The organism is Leisingera sp. CC-HEC093 (assembly GCF_059429195.1).
Genome location: NZ_JCAIJR010000001.1, coordinates 2299088 through 2320272, shown reverse-complemented (window position 1 = coordinate 2320272; position 21185 = coordinate 2299088). Strand labels below are relative to the sequence as shown.

20 protein-coding genes are annotated in these 21185 nt (G+C 61.1%); 13 read left to right on the top strand and 7 right to left on the bottom strand.

Features of this window, described 5'->3' with window-relative positions; all coding sequences use genetic code 11:
- Position 1: 1 nt before the first annotated feature.
- From AC5STB_RS11170 to AC5STB_RS11140, 7 genes are all read left to right on the top strand, one after another.
- On the top strand, positions 2-1090 hold the full coding sequence (locus tag AC5STB_RS11170; protein WP_495442906.1) for a glycosyltransferase family 4 protein: 1089 nt from the start codon (positions 2-4) through the stop codon (positions 1088-1090).
- Entirely contained in the window at positions 1087-1674 is a 588-nt protein-coding gene (locus tag AC5STB_RS11165; protein WP_495442905.1) for a histidine phosphatase family protein, read from the top strand. Before AC5STB_RS11170 ends, AC5STB_RS11165 begins: the two co-directional genes overlap by 4 nt.
- Positions 1671-2807, top strand: coding sequence for a glycosyltransferase family protein (locus tag AC5STB_RS11160; protein ID WP_495442904.1), 1137 nt, complete (start codon positions 1671-1673; stop codon positions 2805-2807). Before AC5STB_RS11165 ends, AC5STB_RS11160 begins: the two co-directional genes overlap by 4 nt.
- Positions 2804-3562 (top strand): polysaccharide deacetylase family protein, encoded by a 759-nt coding sequence (locus AC5STB_RS11155; RefSeq protein ID WP_495442903.1) that lies wholly within the window; start codon positions 2804-2806, stop codon positions 3560-3562. Before AC5STB_RS11160 ends, AC5STB_RS11155 begins: the two co-directional genes overlap by 4 nt.
- Positions 3563-4042, top strand: coding sequence for a class I SAM-dependent methyltransferase (locus tag AC5STB_RS11150; protein WP_495442902.1), 480 nt, complete (start codon positions 3563-3565; stop codon positions 4040-4042).
- Between the two features lie 411 nt (positions 4043-4453).
- Positions 4454-5137 (top strand): DUF1045 domain-containing protein, encoded by a 684-nt coding sequence (locus AC5STB_RS11145; protein WP_495442901.1) that lies wholly within the window; start codon positions 4454-4456, stop codon positions 5135-5137.
- Positions 5020-5574 carry a UTRA domain-containing protein gene (locus AC5STB_RS11140; RefSeq protein WP_495444591.1) on the top strand — a complete coding sequence of 185 codons (555 nt, stop codon included), beginning with the start codon at positions 5020-5022 and terminating at the stop codon, positions 5572-5574. The genes AC5STB_RS11145 and AC5STB_RS11140 overlap by 118 nt, the downstream gene beginning before the upstream one ends.
- Positions 5575-5647: 73 nt before the next feature.
- On the opposite strand, the gene AC5STB_RS11135 is transcribed toward AC5STB_RS11140, so the two are convergent.
- The 3 genes from AC5STB_RS11135 to AC5STB_RS11125 are packed head-to-tail and all read right to left on the bottom strand — an operon-like array spanning position 5648 to position 7862.
- Positions 5648-6451, bottom strand: coding sequence for an ABC transporter substrate-binding protein (locus AC5STB_RS11135; RefSeq protein ID WP_495442900.1), 804 nt, complete (start codon positions 6449-6451; stop codon positions 5648-5650).
- Positions 6448-7158, bottom strand: coding sequence for an ATP-binding cassette domain-containing protein (locus tag AC5STB_RS11130; RefSeq protein ID WP_495442899.1), 711 nt, complete (start codon positions 7156-7158; stop codon positions 6448-6450). Before AC5STB_RS11130 ends, AC5STB_RS11135 begins: the two co-directional genes overlap by 4 nt.
- A complete protein-coding gene (locus AC5STB_RS11125; protein ID WP_495442898.1) occupies positions 7158-7862 on the bottom strand; it encodes an ABC transporter permease in 705 nt (234 codons plus the stop codon). The genes AC5STB_RS11130 and AC5STB_RS11125 overlap by 1 nt, the downstream gene beginning before the upstream one ends.
- Before the next feature lie 289 nt (positions 7863-8151).
- Here AC5STB_RS11125 and nadA point away from each other — a divergent pair, with 289 nt between their 5' ends.
- The 3 genes from nadA to nadC are packed head-to-tail and all read left to right on the top strand — an operon-like array spanning position 8152 to position 11615.
- Positions 8152-9204, top strand: a complete 1053-nt coding sequence (nadA, locus tag AC5STB_RS11120) for a quinolinate synthase NadA (protein WP_495442897.1) — start codon at positions 8152-8154, stop codon at positions 9202-9204.
- A gap of 3 nt (positions 9205-9207) precedes the next feature.
- Positions 9208-10764, top strand: coding sequence for an L-aspartate oxidase (locus AC5STB_RS11115; RefSeq protein WP_495442896.1), 1557 nt, complete (start codon positions 9208-9210; stop codon positions 10762-10764).
- Positions 10761-11615, top strand: coding sequence for a carboxylating nicotinate-nucleotide diphosphorylase (gene nadC / locus AC5STB_RS11110; RefSeq protein WP_495442895.1), 855 nt, complete (start codon positions 10761-10763; stop codon positions 11613-11615). Before AC5STB_RS11115 ends, nadC begins: the two co-directional genes overlap by 4 nt.
- Before the next feature lie 15 nt (positions 11616-11630).
- Here nadC and AC5STB_RS11105 read toward each other — a convergent pair whose 3' ends face one another.
- The 4 genes from AC5STB_RS11105 to AC5STB_RS11090 all read right to left on the bottom strand — a co-directional run bounded on the left by AC5STB_RS11105 (position 11631) and on the right by AC5STB_RS11090 (position 16745).
- Complete coding sequence (locus tag AC5STB_RS11105) at positions 11631-13097, bottom strand: hypothetical protein (protein ID WP_495442894.1); 1467 nt, start codon at positions 13095-13097, stop codon at positions 11631-11633.
- A 93-nt stretch (positions 13098-13190) separates the two neighbouring features.
- On the bottom strand, positions 13191-13571 hold the full coding sequence (locus AC5STB_RS11100) for a GtrA family protein (RefSeq protein WP_495442893.1): 381 nt from the start codon (positions 13569-13571) through the stop codon (positions 13191-13193).
- A 2-nt stretch (positions 13572-13573) separates the two neighbouring features.
- Entirely contained in the window at positions 13574-14557 is a 984-nt protein-coding gene (locus tag AC5STB_RS11095; RefSeq protein ID WP_495442892.1) for a glycosyltransferase family 2 protein, read from the bottom strand.
- A 202-nt stretch (positions 14558-14759) separates the two neighbouring features.
- Positions 14760-16745, bottom strand: coding sequence for a CocE/NonD family hydrolase (locus AC5STB_RS11090; RefSeq protein WP_495442891.1), 1986 nt, complete (start codon positions 16743-16745; stop codon positions 14760-14762).
- A gap of 445 nt (positions 16746-17190) precedes the next feature.
- Here AC5STB_RS11090 and zwf point away from each other — a divergent pair, with 445 nt between their 5' ends.
- Genes zwf through eda form a run of 3 tightly spaced genes read left to right on the top strand, consistent with a single transcriptional unit; the run spans position 17191 to position 21150 of the window.
- The gene (gene zwf, locus AC5STB_RS11085; RefSeq protein ID WP_495442890.1) at positions 17191-18639 is read left to right on the top strand and encodes a glucose-6-phosphate dehydrogenase; all 1449 of its coding nucleotides are present in this window, start codon (positions 17191-17193) and stop codon (positions 18637-18639) included.
- Positions 18640-18687: 48 nt separating this feature from the next.
- Positions 18688-20496: a phosphogluconate dehydratase gene (edd, locus tag AC5STB_RS11080; RefSeq protein ID WP_495442889.1), complete on the top strand. Its 1809-nt coding sequence runs from the start codon at positions 18688-18690 to the stop codon at positions 20494-20496.
- A gap of 3 nt (positions 20497-20499) precedes the next feature.
- Positions 20500-21150, top strand: a complete 651-nt coding sequence (gene eda / locus AC5STB_RS11075) for a bifunctional 4-hydroxy-2-oxoglutarate aldolase/2-dehydro-3-deoxy-phosphogluconate aldolase (RefSeq protein WP_495442888.1) — start codon at positions 20500-20502, stop codon at positions 21148-21150.
- Positions 21151-21185 lie beyond the last annotated feature (35 nt).

Here is a 21185-nt window from a genome sequence, read left to right as displayed (position 1 = left end):
TATGCCGCCGGGAACCGGAAAGCGGATTGCCTTCTACGCACCGATGAAGCCGCCGCACCACCCTGTGCCCTCCGGCGACCGCGAAATTGCCCGCAACTTGATGGGGTTGCTGCATACAAGCGGCGCCAGAGTTCAACTGGTTTCCGATCTCAAGATTTATGACAAACACGGCGACGCGGCCTTGCAAACCGATCTATATCGGGCTGCTGAAGCAGAGAGCGCCCGGCTGATCTCAGAGATGCCGGACGCGGACATTTGGGTCACCTATCACAACTACTACAAGGCCCCGGATCTGGTTGGCCCGACCGTAGCGCGCGCCCGCGGCATCCCCTATGTGCAAATCGAATCCACCCGCGCCAAGAAACGCTTGGATGGCCCTTGGGCGGAGTTCGCCGACGCCGCTCACACAGCAGCCGATTACGCGGCGGCGATATTCTATTTCACTCAGCATGATCGCTTCGCACTGGAGCGAGACCGCGCCGGCAATCAGGCCGTCGCCCACCTGCCGCCCTTCTTGCCTCTTGAGGGTTTGCCTGTTGCATCCACCCTGAACGGCCCGATGCTGACGGCAGGCATGATGCGCGCAGGCGACAAGTTTAAATCTTACAGCATCATCGCGGACACTCTTGCCCTGCTGCCCGGCAACTGGTGCCTGGACATTGCCGGCGACGGCCCGGCCCGCGCCGGGATTGAGGCGCTGATGGCGCCCTTCGGGGACAAGGTTCGTTTTCTTGGCCAGCTAGGGCGCCAGGAATTGGCCGCGGCCTACGCCAAAGCCAGCCTGTTTCTGTGGCCCGGTGTGAATGAGGCCTTTGGCATGGTCTATCTGGAAGCTCAGGCCCACGGCTTGCCGATTGCCGCTCAGGACCGCCCGGGCGTGAGAGACGTTCTGCTGCCCCGGCCGTATCCGGTGCCAGAGCAGGGCGCGCAGGGCCTTGCATCCTTTACAAATCAGTTGCTTGCAAACCAGCCGCTTCGCACCGAAACTGCCCGGGATGCCCGGGAGTTCATATCAAACAATCATCTCGCGCCTCCTGCTGCCAGGCGGTTCTGGGAAACTGTTTTGCCGCTGATGGAGCCATTCGCATGATCCGCCTTGCTCTTTTACGCCACGGACATACGGCCTGGAACCGCTCCGGCCGCATACAAGGGCGCAGCGACATTCCTTTGGACGACCAAGCCCGCAGAGAGCTCGGCGGATGCAAGCTGCCCGCAGTCTGGGCCCAAGCGGAACTCTGGTCCAGCCCGCTTGTGCGCGCTGCGGAAACTGCTGAGCTGATCGCCGGCCGCGCGCCGCGCACAGCACCCGAACTAACTGAAATGAACTGGGGAGACTGGGAAGGTTTGCACGGATTGGACCTGAAAGCAGACCCCGAAAGCGGTTTCCGCGATATCGAAGATTGGGGCTGGGACTACCGCCCGCCCGGCGGTGAGACTCCTGCAGAGGTCTGGTCCCGTATAGAACCCTGGCTGGCACGCCTGACACAGGATGCGGTCGCGGTATGCCATATCGGCATCATGCGGATGATTTTGGCCCGCGCCTATGGCTGGAACTTCAACAGTCCGGCGCCCTTCCGCATCAAACGCAACCGTCTGCTTGTTGTGGAAGTTGATGGTCCAAACTTGACCTCAAAATCGGAGCCGGTCCGGTTGCTTCGCGAGAATGCCTCATGAAGGTTATGATCGCCGTTACCCACCTGCTTGGCACTGGGCACCTGTCCCGTGCGCTTACGTTGGCGCGGAGCTTCATCGAAGCTGGTCACACTGTGCAGGTTGCATCCGGTGGTTTTCCAGCGCCGCAGCTCCACGCAGAGGGGATCAGTCTGCTGCAGTTGCTGCCTCTGCGTTCCGATGGGGTAAACTTCAGCCGGCTGCTGGCAGAGAACGGCTCCCTAGCGGATGAAGCCTATCTGGCTCGCCGCAAGTCCGCCTTGTGCAAAGCTCTTAAGCGCTTGCAACCAGACGTGCTGATCACCGAGCTCTACCCCTTTGGCCGCCGCTCCCTGCGCAAGGAGTTCCTAGCACTGTTGGAGGCAGCCCATGCGCTGCCCCGGCGACCGGTGATCCTGTCCTCCATCCGCGACATCCTCGCGCCGCCGTCCAAACCAGAGAAGGCTGAGAAAGCGGATGCAGTCATCGCCGGGTACTATGACGCGGTGCTGGTGCACTCCGACCCCGCCGCCACCCGGCTTAAGGCCAGTTGGCCGGTCTCAGAATTGCTTGCGACAAAGCTGCGCTACACCGGCTATGTCGCTCCGCCCGCCGCAGGGCCTCACCCGCATCAGGCAGGCAGCGGAGAAATCCTAGTCAGCGCAGGCGGCGGCAGCGTTGGCACACCGCTTTATCGCTGCGCTCTGGAAGCCGCCAGGCTGATGCCTGATATCCCGTGGCGGATTTTGGTCGGCGGTACGGACGCCGAGGCCCGGATTGCAGAGCTTTCTAAATCAGACTCCCCCGCGGTGCTGGAGCCTGCCCGAAAGGACTTCCGCCAGATGCTCTCGCACGCCTCCGCATCCGTCAGCATGTGCGGCTACAATACTGCACTGGACCTGTTGCAGGCGGGAACACCCTCTGTTCTGATCCCGTTTGATGCGGGAAACGAGAAGGAACAGGGGCTGCGCGCAGCCAGTCTCGCGCCCCTGAACGGTATTGAGGTGGTGAGAACTGCCGCCCTAACCCCCGAAACGCTATGCGCTGCGGTCAAAGCGGTTTTGCACGCACCGCCGCGGGTTGCAGGCGGTTTCAGGTTTGACGGCGCCGCCCGTTGTGTGGAGATTGCCGCAGAACTTGCGGGAGGACGGGGATGACGCCAGACTGGAGCGAGCTGGACAGGGAATTGACCCACTGGCAGAGGGAAAATCTGACCCTGCCGTTGTGGTGGCGGGACGACGACGCGATGTCCCAGTCTGCCGAATTGGAGCAGTTGGCAGCCCTCTCAGCAAGGCTTGACCTACCGGTGCATCTGGCCGTGATACCGCAGGGGGCAACTGCTGATCTGGCCCGCTTTACCGCTGACAATCCGCATCTGATCCCCGTTGTTCATGGCTGGGCACATCAGAACCATGCTCCCGCAGGGGAGAAAAAGGCGGAATTTGGTGCGCACCGGCCGTTGCAGGACCTTTTGGAAGACGCCGAACACGGCCTGTCCGCTTTGCAGAAGTTGTTCGGCAGCAGCCTGCGGCCGATGTTCGTGCCGCCTTGGAACCGGGTTGCACCAGAAATGCTGACCTGGCTGGCTGGCGCCGGCTTCACCGCCGTCTCAACCTTCACTCCGCGCAAGTCGGCCAAACCTGCATCCGGCCTGCTGCGCGTGAACACTCATCTGGATCCGGTCGACTGGAAGGGCTGCCGCAGCCTGCTGCCGCCGGAACAGCTAATCGCACAGGTGGCGCGGCAATTGCACGACCGCCGCCTGGGTGAAGCAGATAACGCTGAACCCTACGGGCTCCTGACCCACCACCTGGTGCATGACCAAAGAACCTGGTCCTTCATTGGCAAACTGGCCGAGCGTCTGCTGGATGGCCCAGGCGAAGCTTGGATTTATGATGAAAGGATGTCCTGAATGAGCCGCCTCGACTCCATGCTGCGCCGGCTGACTGCCCAGCGCGACGGTCTGAACTGGGCCGCGGAACAGATCAGCACGCTGGAAGGCGATGTTCTGGACATGGGGCTTGGCAATGGGCGCACCTACGACCACCTGCGCGAAATCCTGGATGCCCGCCGTATCTGGGTGATCGACCGGGTGCTGCAGTGCCACCCTTCTTGCGTGCCACCCGAGCAGGACTTCCTGCAAGGTGAAGCCAAACCAATGATTGAAAGACTAACTTCAGAAGGCCGCCGGATTGCCCTCGCCCATTACGATTTCGGGTTCGGGATTAAGGAAAAGGACGTCGCCGAGGCCGCTGCTCTCTCCCCGGCCATTGCCCAGGTTATGACTCCTGGCGGCATTATTGTGTCTGGACAACCGCTGTCAGGCTTCGAGGAACTGACCGGCCCTGCAGGCATCCCGCCGGGACGCTACATGTTCTACCGGGCTGGCTGATCCCAGACCCAGCTGCAAGAGAGCGGACGTCTGCACTGCAAGGCAGCAGACGCCTTTCGCCATTATCGGACTTTCAAGCCACCCGCACGCCGCGTGACCAGACCCCATGCAGAGCGGGTGTGCCTCCCTTGATATCAAGGCGGATCAGGGATGCGCGTTTGTCGGTTGCCAGCCGGCCCCAGCAAAGCAGCCCGACCGCATCAGCCGGGGCATGGGTCACGGTCCTAGCCCGCAAACGTGCCGGAACTACGCTGCCATCTGATATATCTGCAAACTTGCCACCCGCGACCTATGCACTGCCGGTCAGGGTCTCGCCTGGCAGCACGAACGTGGCATTGGCAAGGATCAATTCATCTGTCATCTGGGCTTAACATCTTTCGAGCGACGGAAGGCCACACCTAGGAGGCCAATGTGACATTCACGCGATACGCGATCTATTACGCCCCCCCCGCCGATGCTGCCTGGAGCCGGTTCGGCGCCAGCTGGCTGGGCTGGGACCTGGAGGAAGGTCGCAGCTTGCCCCATCCAGATATTGCGGCGCTGGATGTCGCGGCGGTCACCGCGGTACCGCGTAAATACGGGCTGCATGCAACGATGAAGCCGCCGATGCGTCTTGCCGAAGGTCAGACCCAGGCCGCGCTTGAAGCAGCCTGCGCGAAGCTGGCTGCGATGCAGAAGCCCGTTATTCTGGAAGGCTTTCACCTAGCCCGCCTCGGCCGTTTCCTGGCCTTGCGCCCCACTGGAGACGAAACCGCCCTGAACATGCTTGCTGCAACCTGCGTGAAAGAGCTCGACAGGTTCCGCGCATCCGCATCCGGAGCTGAGCTGGATCGCCGCCGGACCGTAGGGCTGACGCCACAGCAGGGCGATCACCTCACGCAATGGGGCTACCCATACGTTCTGGACCAGTTTCGCTTCCACATTACGCTCAGCGGCAAGTTGCCCAAGCCGGAAGTGCCCGTGGTTGAAGACGCGCTCTGCACGCATCTGATCCCGCTGCTTCCCGCGCCTCTGGTGATCCGGGACCTGGCATTGGCAGGAGAAGCACCCGATGGAAACTTCCACCTGATTCACCGCTACGCCCTCTCTGGCTGAAGGGCGGTCACCGCGTCTTTCACCGCCGCGCTAAGCACCCCGCTGCTAGTCAATCTCCTGAACGCAGGCCAGCCCGTCCGGCAGCGGGTTTTCGGCCTGTTCGAGACGGCGCCGGACATTATTCGCGTCCTCCCGGCCGTGGGCCGCTAGCCTTTCCGGCAAACCGTTTCGGCGGCATTCTCGATGCTCTTGAGGAAAAGCGCTCTGCAATACCCACTGCACAGCAGCAGTTCGGAGTCGATGATTACACCCGGATCGGGACCCGGATTACCGCCAAACTTGCCACGGCCGCCCAGGCGCTTCATCTCAGGAACGCCGACGGCAGCCCGATCCCGCACACAACTGGCATCAATGCGGATCCGCAGGGGTGGCCTGTTGAATTCGGCCTGACCTGGTTTGCCGGCCACAGGTTGACGCTAACGGTAGGCGGTGATTGAAGCCCCTCAAATGCGACCCCAAACGAAAGCCCCCGCCAACGGCAGGGGCTCCGGCCCGCGGTTTCAGATCAAGTCACTGCTGGGCGTTGAAGACGAACAGCGTTTCGCCATTGATCTGATAGCCGTTGATCAGCTCCTTTGCCTTGTCCGAGACCAGCCATTCCTCTAACTGCAAAGCCAAACCGTTTTTCACATGGTCATGTTTTTCCGGGTTCACAGGAATGAAGGCGTACTGGTTGAACAGCACCGGATCACCCGAAAACAGCAGAACTAGCCTTCCCTTGTTCCCGAAGTTCAACCAGCTGGCGCGGTCCGACATGATATAGGCATCCATACCCGCAGCCGTGTTCAACGCGGCGCCCATGCCCGCGCCAACGGAGCGGTACCAATCTCCAAAGCCTGCCGGGTCCAAGTCTGCGGACTTCCAGAGGCTCAGTTCCTTTTTGTGGGTGCCGCTGTCGTCCCCACGGCTGACAAAGACGGCCTCCGCCGAGGCGATCTTCTGCAACGCAGCTACTGCGTCTTCAGCACCTGCACACCCTGCAGTATCGCCCTCCGGTCCGATGAGGACAAAGTCATTGTACATGATCTCACGGCGGTGGGTGCCGTTGCCGCCTTCCAGGAATTTCTCCTCAGCCTTCTTCGAATGCACTAGGATCGCGTCTACATCGCCTGCCTCCCCCAAGCGGATCGCCTGGCCGGTGCCAACGACCAGCAACTGCACGTCCAGTCCCAGATCTTTCTTGATCTCCGGCAGCAGTATCTCTGCCAGTCCGGAATTATGAAATGAAGTGGTCACCGCCATTTTCACCTCATCCGCCAGCGCAGCGGTAGTCCAGGCTAGAGAGGCAAGAGCACCCAAAATCAAACGTTTCATTCTACAATATCTCCATTCAGAAATGCACGCGCTTGCGCGGTTTCAGGCCCGGCGAAAAACTCTGCTGCCGGGCTGAATTCGTGGATGCGGCCCTGCAGGACGAAAATTACTTCATCCGCCAACCGCCGGGCCTGTCCCATGTTATGGGTGGACATGATCAGCCGGGTGCCGCTGCCGGCGGCACGGGCCAGGATTTCCTCTATCTCGCGGGTGGCACGACCGTCCAACGCCGCACAAGGCTCATCTAGAAACAGCACCTGTGGCTCGCGCACCAGCGCGCGGGCCAGCGCCAGCTTCTGCCGCTCGCCGCCTGACAGCATGGTCGCCTGACGCTCCAGTATTTTGCCCAACCCAACCTGGGCCGCCCAATCCGCTGCCTGTAAGCGGGCCTCCCTGCGGCTCAAACCTGTCAACCGCAGCGGATAAGCGATGTTTTCGATCACCGAACGCCGCATCATCACAGGGGTCTGGAACACAAAGGCCTGATGCTTCTGCGCGTCCTCCAGCGGGCAGGCCCAGTCCAAACTGCCGTCATTCATCCGCACGATGCCATGCAGCATTTTCAGCAGCGTGGTCTTGCCCGCGCCATTCGGGCCAATGATGATCGACGTGCCCAGCCCGCCCAGCGTCAGATCAACCGGGCCGACCAGTACCTTGCCGCGGCGGCGCACCTGGGCGCCCTTGGCCACAAGCGGGAACATCTGCATCACCAGCGCCCTTCGCTCTCAGTACGGCCCAGCCAGTGGATCGTCAGATTGACCGCAATCGCCAAGGCAATCAGCACAAACCCCAGACCCAGGGCCATCGCAAAGTCACCCTTGCCGGTTTCCAGTGCAATCGCCGTGGTCAGCACCCGCGTTGCGTGGTCAATATTGCCGCCGACCACCATGATCGCCCCCACTTCGCCAATCGCGCGGCCAAAGCCTGCCAAAGCCGCGGTCAGCAGCGCCCTCCGCCCGTCCCACAAAAGTGCCTTAATGCGCTGGAACTGGGTTGCGTTCATCGAAATCAGCAGATCGTGGTAGTCACTCCACAGTTCGCGCAAGCTTTGATGCGCAACCGAGGCCACCAGCGGCACCACGATAATCACCTGCGCGATGATCATTGCCGTCGGCGTAAACAGCAGGCCAAACACGCCGAAGGGGCCGGCCCGGGAAAGGAACACATAGACAACCAGCCCGACCACAACAGGAGGCAGCCCCATCAGTGCATTCAGCACCGCGATCGTGGCCCGCCGCATCCTGAACCGGCGCACCGCTAGAAAAGCTGCCAGCGGCAGCGCGATAGAACAGGCAATGGCCAGCGCGGACAGCGTCACCCGCAGCGAGCGCAGAGTGATCTCCACCAGATCTGCGTCCAGCGTCACCAGCAGCCAAAAGGCCTGGCTCAGTCCTGCCCACAGATCATTCATCGCGTCCGTTCACTCTCCCAAGGGCCAAATACTGGCCCGGTCTAACACGGCTTTGCCCGGCTCCAAATCACAGGAGAGGACACCGGGACAGCCAAAAACGGCAATCCGGCTGGAAAATTACACTGCCAATACCCATCTGAGAAACAACGGCTTCCCCGAGATGCCGCCTGTTAGCGCCAAATCACCGCTTTTGGCTTCGTTTCCGCTCACACGCGCTTGCGCGGATGATATGAACATGAAACAACCTCCGCCCAAAGTGTCACCCCAGACGCAACCTTGAGGATACGCCATGTTCGACCTGCAATCTATGCGGGATCAGCTCGCCAACCACTATGATCTGGCCCCCAATCCGGCCCTGGCCGAACAGATGGCAGATATCTACGCCCGCATGGACCGCGTGGTAAATCCCATCGAATGGGCCACCCACGCGCCTTATGTTGCGGCGATCCTGGAGTTGAAGAAGCAGCGCAATGCGGTGATTCTGGCGCATAACTACATGACACCCGAAATTTATCACGGCATCTCGGACGTGGTCGGCGACAGCCTGCAGCTGGCGATCGAGGCCACCCGGGTCGAAGCAGACGTGATCGTGCAATGCGGTGTGCATTTCATGGCCGAAACCTCCAAGATCCTCAGCCCGGACAAAACCGTGCTGATCCCGGATATGGAGGCAGGCTGCTCGCTGGCAGAAAGCATCACTGCCGAAGGTGTCGCGGAAATGCGCCGCCGTTACCCGGGCGCGCCGGTGGTCACTTATGTGAACACCACGGCTGAGGTGAAAGCCGCATCGGACATCTGCTGCACCTCCTCCAATGCCGCGCAGATCGTCGCCGCGATGGAGGAAGACACCATCATCATGACGCCGGACCAGTATCTGGCCCAGAACATTGCCCAGCAGGTTCCTGAAAAGAACATCGTCTGGTGGGAAGGTTCCTGCATCGTGCACGAGCAGTACACCGCAAAAGACCTGCGCGAATTCCGGGAATGGAACCCGGGCACGCGGCTGATTGCCCATCCGGAATGCCCGCCGGACGTGGTGGCCGAGGCCGACTTCTCCGGCTCCACCAGCGGCATCGTAAAATATGTGACCGACGAGAAGCCGGAAAAGGCTCTGCTAATCACCGAATGCTCGATGGCCTCGAACATTGCGGACCAGCTGCCGGAAGTTGAATTTGTCGGCCCCTGCAACATGTGCCCTTACATGAAGAAGATTACCCTGGAGAAAATCCTGTGGTCGCTGCACACCATGACAGAGCCGGTCGAGGTAGACCCCGAAGTCGCCCAAAAAGCCCGTGTCGCAGTTCAGCGGATGATCGATCTTTCGCAAAAGCTGGGCGTCTGATCCGTGATCGAAACCGGCCGTATCGTCATTGCCGGAGCTGGCCTTGGCGCGCTCTACGCCGCGCTTGAGCTGTCACCGCGGCCGGTTCTTGTGATCTCTCCAGAACTGCTAGGCGAAGGCGCAAGCTCTGCCTGGGCGCAAGGTGGCGTGGCAGCAGCCATGGCCTGCCATGACACGCCGGAGGCCCACGCCGCCGACACACTGCAGGCAGGGGCCGGCACAGTCGACCCGGAGGTTGCCGCCATGGTGACCCGAGTTGCGCGTGAGCATATCATCGACCTCACCGAACTCGGCACGCCCTTCGACCGCGACGCGGACGGCAACTACGTGATGAGCCGCGAGGCCGCTCATTCCGCTGCCCGCGTGGTGCGGGTAAAGGGGGACCAGGCCGGCGATCAGATCATGCAGACTCTGATTGCAGCCGTGCGTGCCACCCCGTCCGTGCAAGTTCTGGAAAACACCCAGGCCGTGCGGCTCGAGACTGAGGGAGATACCGCAACCGGCATCTGGATCACCCGCGCCGACGCGCCGTCTGCCCCCGTGATGATCAAGACGCCGGGCGTGCTTCTGGCGGGCGGTGGCTCTGGCGGGCTTTATGCCCACACCACTAATCCGCCCCGCATCCGCGGCCAGGTGATCGGCTTCGCCGCCCGCGCTGGCGCTTGCATTGCAGATCCGGAATTCGTTCAATTCCACCCCACCGCCTTCGACATCGGAGAGGATCCGGCACCGCTGGCGACTGAAGCCCTGCGCGGTGAAGGGGCGGTGCTGATCAACGCCGCTGGTGAACGCTTCATGCTTGAGGCTCACCCGGATGCCGAACTGGCCCCGCGCGATATCGTTGCCCGCGCAATCTTTGCTGAAACGCAAGCAGGCCGCCGTCCGATGCTGGACACCCGAAAGGCTCTCGGCGCGGAAGTGCTGACCCGCTTCCCGACGGTGGCCGAAACCTGCGCCCGCGCTGGCATTAACCCGGTGCAAGAGCCAATCCCTGTGGCTGTCGCCGCCCACTACCACATGGGTGGCGTTGACGCCGGCCTGCAAGGACGCACCAGCCTCGCAAACCTCTGGGTCTGCGGCGAGGCTTCGTCGACCGGTCTGCATGGCGCCAACCGGCTGGCGTCCAACGGATTGCTTGAGGCGCTGGTCTACGCCCGCAACGCAGCGCAGGACATGTCTGTGCTGAAAATCTCCAAAGGCGCGGAAGAGGTCCGCCCAAGTTTCCCTGCCGGCGGACGGGAACTGGATCTCGCAGCAGTAAACTCCCTGCGGGAGACCATGACCGCCCATGCCGGCGTCCGCCGCACGGCCGGGGGACTTAGCCAGGCGCTTGCGGCCATTGCCCGGCTCGAAGCCGAACAAATTAATGACGAGAACTTCGTCAATATGTGCGCCACCGCAACACTGATAGCAGCAGCAGCCCTAAAACGCGAGGAAAGCCGCGGCGGCCATTTCCGCGATGACTTCCCAGAGGCTGATCCTGCAAAGGCCCACCGCACCCGCATCACCCTGGATGAGGCCCTGGCCATTCGCGCCAAGGCCGTGAAGGAACTGATATGAGCACCCAATTCGCCACCCTGCCCGACCTGATCCTGGAACCGATGGTCCGCGCTGCGCTGATGGAGGACCTGGGCCAGAACGGCGATATCACCACCCGTGCGGTGATCCCCGCTTCTACCACCTATTCCGCCCGGCTGAACGCGCGGGAGGACGGCGTAGTCTCGGGTATGCAGATCGCCCGCATAGCCTTTCACCTGGTGGATGCCGGGCTGAAGGTGGACACCCTCCTGCCGGATGGCAGCCCTTGCAAGAAGGGCGACACTCTGATGACGATCGAAGGCTCCGCCGCCTCGATCCTGTCGGGCGAACGTGTGGCGCTGAACTTTGCCGGCCGCCTGACGGGCATCGCAACGCTCACAGCAGCCTTTGCCGCGGAAACCAAGGGCACCAGCACGCGCATCACCTGTACCCGAAAGACCACCCCGGGCCTGCGCATTGCCGAAAAGCAGGCGGTGCTGCACGGCGGCGGCTACAATCACCGCTTCGGCCTGTCGGACGCGATCTTGATCAAAGACAACCACATTGCCGCTGCTGGCGGCGTGAAAGCAGTGCTAGAAGCCGCCAAGTCCAGCGTCAGCCACATGATGAAAGTCGAGATCGAGGTCGATACGCTGGACCAGCTCTCAGAAGTGATCGCCACTGGCGGTGCCGATGTAGTCCTGCTCGACAACATGGACACCCCGACGCTTATGAATGCAGTGAAGATGGCTAAGGGCCATGTAGTGACCGAAGCCTCCGGCAACATGCGGCTGGAACGCATTGCCGAAGTCGCGGCTACAGGTGTGGATTACATATCCTCAGGTGCGCTCACTCATTCTGCGCGCACGCTGGATCTTGGCCTCGATTTCTGACCGCAACAGCGCGTTTCAATTTCCCTCCCGCCGTTTGCGCGCTGCCTCCAGTTTTTCCTCACGCAGCGCTACGGGCGAAAGCATCAGCACCGTGCCACCCTCTATTTGGCGCACTGCAAAGCCGGTGCTTTGCAACCCGGCACGCAGCTCGGCCGGAAGCCCTGCACAGGCTGCAGGCTTGTTTTCACACATTACAATGTCCCGGCCTGTCAGATGCTTCAGGCGGAATTCCACGGATTGCCATTTCTGCAGATCCGATTTGCGAGCGGCCTCCAGGGAAAGGTAGGTTCCGGTGACGTAAATCGGCCCCTGGCCTACGGTCAATTCCGAAGAAATGATCCGGCTCAGCCGGTGCCATTCCGTGTAGTAGTAGTGTGTCATCCCGGCAAAAACCACATACATGGCCGTGACGATGAACAGCAGATTCCGGCTTAACCGGATCCGGCCGGCGTCACGCAGGGACAGCACAAACAGACCAAAAAAGACTGCTCCGTAGATCCAGAGAAACCCGCCTGACCGCACGGGCATGTCAATGCCGCTGCGGATTACCTGAAGGCAGATCAGCGCCACACCCACCCCGGCACCGGACAACATGTAGATCGCCCGCCATTTATCCTGCCGCAGCACTGACCAGACAGAAACGGCGAGCAGTACGCCTTGCAGCAGCGCCAAACCAGTTACGTTGTAGCCCCCCTTAAGCCCCAGGTTCACCAGGAAAGCCGCGGCCAGCTTGGCATTCTCCAGCGCGGTCGCTAGATCGGTTGCCGGATTGGGATTGCGCCATTCCGCCATCGGCACACCAAAGACACCATGTGCAGCATAGTTGAGCGAGTATATCGTCAGCATCCCAATTCCAAAACTGGTGACGAAAAGCCCAAGCAGGCCTGCCAGATCGCGTGCCGAGCGCTTGGTGTCGGCTCGTGTCAGGCACATTGCCAGAATCAAAAACGGGTAGGTCGTATAGGCCATCAAAGAGGTCGGGACAAACACCACCATCAGCCAGCGGCTCGCGCGCTCGCTCAACCGTGTGGCAAGCCAGGCGTGAAACGCGACTATTGCCAACCCGGGAATAAGGGTATTGAACCATAGCGAAATCAGCACCCACGGCAGGCACAGCCCCGCGATCAGCGCCACCATCACCTGCTGCCAGACATCAGCTTCGCGGCCAAGGGCGTTACGCACCATACACCCCAGATAAACCGCCCATAGAAGCTGATAGATAGCGAAATTGAGCCACGCAGGCGTTACTACACCGCGCAGGTGCCACAAGTAGTTAACCCACCGCCCCTCCGTCAGAGTCTTAGAGTAAAACAGTGCAGGATCTGACAGCAGTGCGGGGTAGTCGTCATGCCGCACCATCGGGTCCGGCAATTGGAAGAGCGCCGTCAGCATCAGCATTGCAAAGACGGCGGCAATCAGCCGCCACAGACGGGAATAGGGGACCGAGGCTGGAACGGCACTTCGAATGCTGGCCATGGTCATCTCCTTTTCTCCCCTGAGGGAGCGGATGGAAGCAGGGTTTCCTGCTGGACCAAGGGGACAAACATTTGCGCCATTTCACCTCCAATAACGGCTCTAGCAGGCCGTTGCGTATACCCAAACGCGGAAGACAATGTAGTTTTGTACCGGCAGCCAAACGGTGACAACGGCGCCAGAGCACCAATCCGGCCATCCAAGCGCAGGTCCTAGGCCCGCGGTAATCAGTGCCGACATGGCAAATCCGGCCGCAATCGCACAGGCAAAACGCAGTGCCTGCTCTGGCAGGCCCAGCGGACGGCGGAATGTCCACCAAGTTTGCAGCACATATTGCACCACCACGGCACACGAAAATGCCACCGCATTGGCGGCGGCGTGCGTAAGCCCCGCTGCGAGGAACACCAAATAGCCCGAGAAGTAAATACCCGCAACCAGCGTGCCGACGATGCAGAAACGGGTTATCAGTGCCCAGTCTCGCATGCTCACGAAGCTTCTTTTTGCAACACTTCAGGTTGGTCAACCGCAATACTTGCCTGCCCGGCCAGGCTGCATTGGGTTTCCTCTGACAGGAAATACATCGGCCGCTGCTTGCTCTCCATATACAGCCGCCCGATGTATTCCCCCATGATCCCCAGCGTCAGCAGTTGAATCCCTGAAAAGAAGGAAATCGCCAGCAGCATCGAGGCCCAGCCGGGTGCAGTACTGTGAAGGATCAGCGACAGGAACACGTAGACCGCCATCAGGAAAGTCACATATAGGCTCAGGAAGGCCAGCCGCGTCGCCATTTTCAGTGGCTTGGTGGAGAACCCGGTCAGCGCATCAGCCGCAAAACGCAGCATTGCCCGTAGCGGGTATTTGGTGACTCCAGCCACCCGGGCGTCACGCACATACTCCAGCCCGATTTGCTTGAAACCCGCCCAGGCGAACATACCGCGGATGAAACGCGCCCGCTCCGGCATCGCCAGCACAGCATCCAGCGAGCGCCGGCTGACCAGTCGGAAATCGCCGGTGTCCTTTGGAATGTCGACATCCGACAGTGCATTCAAAAACCGGTAGAACATAAAGGCGGTCGCCTTCTTGAAGAGGGTTTCTCCCTGCCGAACTGCCCGCCGCCCATAAATCACGTCGTAACCGCGGTCCATCATCAGCATCATATCCGGAAGAATCTCCGGCGGGTCCTGCAGATCGGCGTCCAGCATAAAGATGCGGTCACCCCGGGCAGCTTCCAGCCCAGCGGTCAGCGCCACTTGATGGCCGCGGTTGGCCGACAGGCGTATGCCCCGCACAACCGCGTGTTTTTGATGCGCGGCTTGGATCGCGGCCCAGGTATTATCGCTGGATCCGTCATCCGCCAGGATGATCTCGGCGTCTTGCGCCCATGGTTCAATGGCCTGCACCAGCCGCTCCACCAGAAGGGGGACCGTCTCTTCTTCATTGTAGCAGGGCACAACAACGGAAAGCTGCACTCTCTCGCCCTCAAGTCTGTTTCTTAACTGCTCGTTAACCATGATGCTGACCGATCCGGCACGGCCAAGGCAACTGCAGCCCGCTGAGAGCTCAGTTTGCAATCAAATGGTTAAGGTCCTGTGTGCTTTCGGTAACGCACTATGGCAAAACCAAGGCAGATGCGGACGATTTGCCGAAAATCCACCCGCACGCCGCCACGATTTACAAGACCCCCCTGGGAATCGTCTGCTGCCACTCCTTAGTCAGGACAATCTCCTTGTTGTCGCCTTCATAGGCCGTCACCTTGCGCCAGAGGTAAAAGTTCTCCCGGTCGCATGTCATCTTGTTTGCGGTATCAACCGCAACCTGCCAGCCGTCGCGCTCAAACTCAAAGGTCCAGTCGCTGGCAAAGGCTGCCGTGGCCGGATCATCTGGATGCACCTCGTAGTGCATGGAAACATGACTGCCCACGCACATGCCGTGATAGGGATCCACCGACTTACCGTAGTCATCGAAAGTATCCAGCACCAGCACGCCGCCCTCTCGCGTCCAGGTTTTGGAAGCGCCGCCCGCTGCCCGCAGCTGCTTTGACTGGAGCACCGGATAATCCCTTGGCTTACCTGGAGGCTGAGGCGTAGCCTCTTTCGTCACCTTGCGCTCGGGCAAAACCAAAGCACAGTCTTCCAAGTGGAGGGTTATTTCCGCGGCCTCGGGCGCGGGCCAGACAATCGGCCAGTAAGACGCTGACATCGCCAGCCGCAAAATATGCTCCCTTCTCAGATGATGCGCGCACTCATTAAGCTCGATTTCCGCTTCATAGCGCTTCCCAGGAACCAGTGTTTCCGGCACCTCGAACCCATTGCGGCAGGTGAGGTTCAGCGGCCGGAAGGTAATTCTCTGCGACACCCCCTCAGGCGAAACATCACAAAGCCTCGCTACCAGCTGCGCCACCGGCTTATCCACGCTGAAGGCCACCCTCACCCGTGGCCTTCCCAGCAGTTCCAGCGGCTCTTGCAGCGGCTGGGTGTCGAAACAGACCGACAGCGTATCATCAACTGCCTGATTGCCTGCAAGTTCATTGTCAAACCGCATCCCGGGGCAGAAATAGCCGGAGGCCTGGCCCACGGTGGCGGGGTTGCTAACTGCTAGCACCCCGTGCCCGGGCGCATCCGCCAGCTCCCCTTGTCTCAGATAAAGCTCTCGCTCCTGAACATTGGGCGAGGGCCACTCCGGCTCCGCCACCCAGCGGCCTTGGCGCGGTTTGTTCTGCATGGTGGGATTGAAATGCTCCTGCATGAACACGCGGTAATCCGGCAAGTCTTCTGCACCGGTTTCCTCCCCTTTCAGCCACCTGCCAAACCAGCGCAGAACCTCACCGTGAAAATCCGCCGGGTCCAGTTTGGCAATGTGGGCGTAGCGGTGCTCCCATGGGCCAATCATCGCCTTCGCAGGCACTGTGAGATTGGCGGCAAGCGCAGGCGGCGCATTCACATAGGCATCGGCCCAACCAGTGATTGCCAACACCGGCGCCTGGATTGCAGACCAGTCTTCGCAAACAGAGCCATGCTTCCAGAACGCACCGCGCTGCTGCTGCTGCAACCATTCGGCTGCCATAAAGGGCATTTCCTCAATCCGCTTGATCCAGTCTTCGCGCCAATCCGCGCGCAGTTCAGGATCTGCAGGACGCGACTGATAGGCAAACATCTGGCTGCCCCAATTGATATTATCGCTAAGCAGGCAGCCGCCCATGTAGTGGATATCATCGGCATAGCGATCCACGGTGGAGGCCACAGAAACCACGGCCTTCAGCGCCGGTGGGCGGCGGACGGCCAACTGCAGCCCGTTAAAACCGCCCCAGCTGATGCCGATCATACCGATATTGCCGTTGCACCAGCGCCTCGAAGCAATCCAGTCTAGCACCGCCTCTCCGTCGCTCAGCTCCTGCTCGGAGTACTCGTCATCAAATTCGCCTTCGCTATCGCCCGTGCCTGCAATGTCGACCCGCAAGCAAGCATAGCCTTCAGCGGCAAAAACCGAATGCGTGGTTTCATCCCGCGGCGCTGTGCCGTCGCGCTTTCGGTAGGGTAGATACTCCAAAATCGCCGGAACCGGCCCCTCTCCCTCAGGCAGCCACATCCGCGCGGCCAGTCTGCGCCCGTCCGGCAGCGGTACCCAAGTATTTTCGATAATGCTGTAAGAGCCGGGCATTGAGGGTTTCCTCTTATTTGTTGAGTGTTGCCTTGCCCCATACATCTCTCAAATCGGCCTCTGCGGAAAGTATGCGAATTTGCGCGAATGTAAGCAGATATACGCGGGTTATTAGTCAAATCACGAAGGCCTGTCTTTAAGCGGGCGGATTTCTTGGCAAACAAACAACCAGCACTGTGTCCCTCCTTAGTCCCGCAAATTCAGGATGCTTGATTGCTGTAGCTTCCCGATGAGCCCGGACTTCATCCTTGCTTTCGGCATCTAGCTCACCTTTTTACCCTCACGGAGTAAAAAGGATGAACTTTCTGTAGCCCTTTGTGCGACCTCATGTTATCGATAACGAAACCTTCACCGGCCATGTGCCAACAGGGGGAATTGAATTCCTCAGCCTCAGGCGGCACAATAGCCTGGCTCTGCGGCCCCAAGGAACAGCGATGTAAAATCAATGGTTTCCCGCGTCATTCCTGTCGACCCATTTGATCTCGTGCTGTTCGGCGCGACCGGCGACTTGGCTCGCCGCAAGATCCTGCCCGCATTGTTCCACCGGTTTCAGATCGGCCAGTTCAGTAGTGATTGCCGGATTATCGGCAGCTCGCGCAGCGAACTGACGGCAGAAGAGTTCCGCAGCCAGACCGCAGAAGCCATCCGCGACTTCGGTCAGGACGTGGAAACCACGCCCAAGGAAATCTCTGCCTTCACGGCACTTCTGGACTATGCCGCGGTGGATGCCCGCGGCGACGCCGGCTGGGATGAAATCCGCGCTAAACTGCGTGATGATGCCGTGCGTGCCTTTTATCTGTCGGTTGGTCCGTCGCTGTTCACAGACATTGCCCGCCGCCTGAGTGAAACCGGCATCGCGACACCCGACAGCCGCATCGTTCTGGAAAAGCCGTTCGGTCACGACCTCGCCTCAGCCAAGGCACTAAACGCGGCGCTGCGGGAGCACTTCGAGGAACAGCAAATCTACCGGATCGACCATTACTTGGGCAAGGAAACGGTACAGAACCTGATGGCACTGCGCTTTGCCAATTCGCTGTTCGAACCGCTCTGGAACTCCTCACACATCGACCATGTGCAGATCACTGTGGCCGAAAGCATCGGCGTAGAGGGGCGCGGCGAATACTATGACAAATCCGGGGCTATGCGGGATATGGTGCAGAACCATCTTATGCAGCTTCTTTGCCTTACCGCGATGGAGCCGCCCGCCCAATTCACCCCTAACGCGGTGCGCGACGAGAAGGTCAAGGTAATCGAGGCACTGCGCCCGGTGCCCCAGGCCAGCATTGCCCGCGGCCAGTACAGGGGCGCGACCGGCGACGGTTACCGCGATCACGCCGACAATGCCGCCAGCCGCACAGAAAGTTACATCGCGCTTAAGGTAGAGGTGGCGAATTGGCGCTGGGCTGGCACGCCGTTCTATCTGCGCACTGGTAAACGCCTGCGCGAGCGGGTGAGCGAGATCGCCGTTTACTTCCGCGACCCGCCGCACAACATTTTTGAGGGCTCGGGACCGGTGCATGGCAATGTGCTGATAATCCGCCTTCAGCCCGACGAGGGCATCACCCTGAAAACCACCATCAAGGACCCCGGCCCTGGCGGCATGCGGCTCACTGGCGCCAACCTGGACATGACCTTTGCGGATGAACTGCCGGAATCGGGGCGCCCTCAAGACGCTTATGAGCGCCTGATAATGGATGTCATCCGCGGCAACCAAACCCTGTTTATGCGCGGCGATGAGGTCGAGGCTGCCTGGGCCTGGGCCGACCCGATTATCGCCGGCTGGCTGGACGCAAGCGACACTCCGCAGCCCTATGACAGCGGCAGTTCCGGCCCCGACGATTCACTCCTGTTGATCCACCGCGACGGCCGCCGCTGGCGCAGCATCGGAGCCTAGGCTGGCCGCTCTCCCCTCCGCCCCCGCAGTTTGCAGCAAAGGCACAACATGACTCTGAATTCCACACTGGCCGCCGTCACGGAGCGTATTGTCCTCCGCAGCGAGGCGCCTCGCGCTGCCTACCTGGAACGGATGGGTGCTGCGCAGGGCAAAGGCCCGGCCCGGGCGCATCTCAGCTGCTCTGGTCAGGCCCATGCCTATGCGGCTACCGGCACAGACCAGCAAACGCTAGCCGAAGGCAGCAAGGGTCACTTGGGGATTGTCACAGCCTACAATGACATGCTGTCGGCGCATCAGCCGTTTGAGACCTATCCGGCGCTGATCCGCGATGCGGTGCGGGCGGCGGGCGGCACCGCGCAGGTGGCCGGCGGGGTGCCTGCGATGTGCGACGGCGTCACCCAGGGCGAGGCCGGCATGGAGCTGAGCCTGTTTTCCCGCGATACCATCGCCATGGCGTCAGGCATCGCGCTCAGCCACAACGTGTTCGACGCCGCGGTTTTCCTCGGCGTCTGCGACAAAATCGTACCCGGGCTGGTAATCGGCGCCCAAGCCTTTGGCCATATCCCGGCCGTGTTCCTGCCAGCAGGCCCAATGACCAGCGGCCTGGCGAATGATGAAAAGGCACAAATACGCCAGAAATTCGCCGCCGGTGAAATCACCCGCGAGGAGCTTCTGAAAGCGGAAATGGCCGCCTACCACGGCCCCGGCACCTGCACCTTTTACGGCACGGCCAACACCAACCAGATGCTGATGGAGTTCATGGGGCTGCATCTGCCGGGATCCTCTTTCGTCAATCCTGGCACGCCCCTGCGCGAGGCGCTGACGGTAGAGGGTGCCAAGCGGGCGCTGTCGCTCAGCGCACTCGGCAACAACTACACCCCGGTCTGCGACGTTCTGGACGAGAAAGCCTATGCCAATGGCATTGTCGGGCTGATGGCCACCGGCGGCTCCACCAACCTGCTGATTCACCTGATCGCCATGGCGCGGGCGGGCGGCATCATCCTTGACTGGCAAGACTTTGCAGACCTTTCAGAAGCAGTGCCGCTTTTGGCCAAAGTCTACCCCAACGGCCTGGCCGACGTGAATCATTTCCATGCGGCCGGCGGCCTTGGCTACATGATCGGCGAACTGTTGAAGGTCGGCCTTCTGCACCCGGACACCCGGACGGTCGCGGGCGAAGGCCTGGAGAATTACACACAGGAACCATTCCTGTCGGAGGACGGCCTGACCTTCCGCCCGGGCCCGGGACAAAGCCTGAATGACGCGGTTCTGCGCCCAGGTGATGCCCCGTTCCAGAAAACCGGCGGGCTGAAACGGCTGACTGGCAACCTGGGCACCGCCGTCATCAAGGTCTCAGCGGTCGCGAAAGAACATCAGGTGGTTGAGGCGCCGGCCCGGGTCTTTCATGACCAGGAAGAGGCCAAGGCCGCCTTCAAAGCAGGTGAACTGACCAGCGACGTGATTGTGGTGGTGCGCTTCCAAGGCCCCAAGGCCAACGGCATGCCGGAATTGCACAGCCTCACACCGTTCCTCGGCATCCTGCAGGGCCGCGGCCAGAAAGTGGCGCTGGTGACCGACGGGCGGATGTCCGGCGCCTCCGGCAAGATCCCGGCGGCGATCCATGTGGTGCCCGAGGCGCTCGACGGCGGCCCGATTGCCCGGATCCGGGACGGCGACCTTCTGCGGCTCGATGCAGCTCGCGGCACGCTGGAGGTCCTGACAGAAGGCGCAATGGAGCGCGAACCGGCCACTGCCGATCTCAGTGCCTATCAGCACGGTACCGGCCGTGAACTGTTTTCCCTGTTCCGCCGCTCGGTTGCCTCAGCCGATCAGGGCGCCAGCGTATTTGGAGATTGAATGATGCGGATTTCCCCTCAGGACGCCAGCCTGCGCACCTGCGAGATTTGCGCCCTGGCGCCGGTGATGCCGGTGCTGGTGGTAGAGGACACAGCCCATGCCCGCCCCCTGGCCGAGGCACTGGTGGCGGGCGGGCTGCCCGCCTTGGAAGTCACTCTGCGCACCGGCGCCGCGCTCGACGTGATCCGCGAGATGGCAGAGGTGAAGGGCGGCGTTGTCGGGGCCGGGACGCTGATCACCCCCAAGGACGCCGAGGCGGCCAAGGAGGCCGGCGCCAAGTTCGGCGTTTCGCCGGGCGCCACCGACTACCTGCTGGACGCCTGCGAATCCATCGGTCTGCCATTATTGCCAGGAGCGGCGACCGCCACCGAAGCGATGCGGCTGTTGGCGCGCGGCTACGGTATGCTGAAATTCTTCCCGGCTGAAGCCTCTGGCGGCGCCCCGGCGCTCAAGGCCATCGGCGCGCCCTTACCGCAGATCTCTTTCTGCCCGACCGGCGGTATCACCCCCGCCAATGCAGAAAGCTACCTGAGCCTGGGCAATGTAGTCTGCGCTGGCGGCAGCTGGGTCGCGCCCAAGGATCTGGTCCAGGCCGGCAACTGGCGCGCAATAGAAGACTTGGCACGGGAAGCGAGTGAATTGGGCAAAGGCTGAATTTCAAGTTTTCCAGCCTTGCAATAGACGTCCCA